This is a genomic window from Bradyrhizobium sp. 23, assembly GCF_023073295.1.
Lineage (GTDB): Bacteria > Pseudomonadota > Alphaproteobacteria > Rhizobiales > Xanthobacteraceae > Bradyrhizobium > Bradyrhizobium canariense_D.
The window spans coordinates 250,255-251,161 of the sequence record NZ_JADPJF010000042.1; the positions used below are offsets into that span (position 1 = coordinate 250,255).

Consider the following 907-nt stretch of genomic DNA (forward strand, 5'->3'; position numbering starts at 1 on the left):
AGCCGATGTTCGTGCCAATTCCTGTGTTCGTCAGGCCGCCGGTCTATGTCGCACCGCCCCCGAACAACATCATCTATCAGAACATCCATAACAGGACGGTCATCAACACGGTGATCAACCAGCCGCCGGCACCGCCGGCGGGTGCGGGTGCCGGAGCGGGCAATCTCGCGCCAGCCATTGCCGGGCGCACCAATCCGGCTGGTCCCGCCATGCCGCAGGCGGTCGTGCAGCGCGCCGCCCTGATTCAGCAGGGCAAGGCGCCGATGCCGCCGAGCGCGACGATGCAGCCGACGGCGAGGCCAGGAATGCCTCCGGCCAGGCCGGCCAATGCCGCACCGACCGGTACGCCACCTACGACTCCACCTGCCAGTCCGCTTGCCACGCCACCGGCCAAGCTGCCCCAAGCCAACACCCTGCCGGTTCCCGGCACCCATGGCGGTCCACCTGTACCGCCAGCGGGAGCCGGGCCACTGCCGGGCGGCAGACCCGGGCTGCCCACGGCCACTGCTCCCGGCACACCGCCGCCGACCCATCCGGGAGGGCCTGCGGGAGCGCCGACGACTGCTGCTCCCGGCACCACGCCGCCGGGTCATCCCGGTGCGCCGACCGCCGCCGCGCCGGCGACTGCGCCCACGGCGACAAACCCGGCCGCTGTGCCCGGCCAACCGCCGAAGCCGCCGGTGGCCCAGGCCCCGCCCGGGACCGGGACCGGGCCTGGGGACCATGGCAAGTCCGCGACCCGCGAGCCGGCTGGTTCGCCGCCTGCTGCCCGCACGCCTCCTGGCGCAGTTGGACGACCGGTCACGCCGCCGCCCTCGGCGGCGCGGGAGCCGATCAGGCCGCAGCATCAGCCGACCGCAGCTCCCGCCCAGGCTGCCCGGCCGTCGGCGCCACCACCGCGGCCTCA

At 74.3% G+C, this 907-nt stretch carries 1 pseudogene; it reads left to right on the forward strand.

Features of this window, described 5'->3' with window-relative positions:
• Positions 1–907 (forward strand): annotated as a pseudogene (locus IVB32_RS10955) (caspase-like domain-containing protein); the annotation flags it as partial.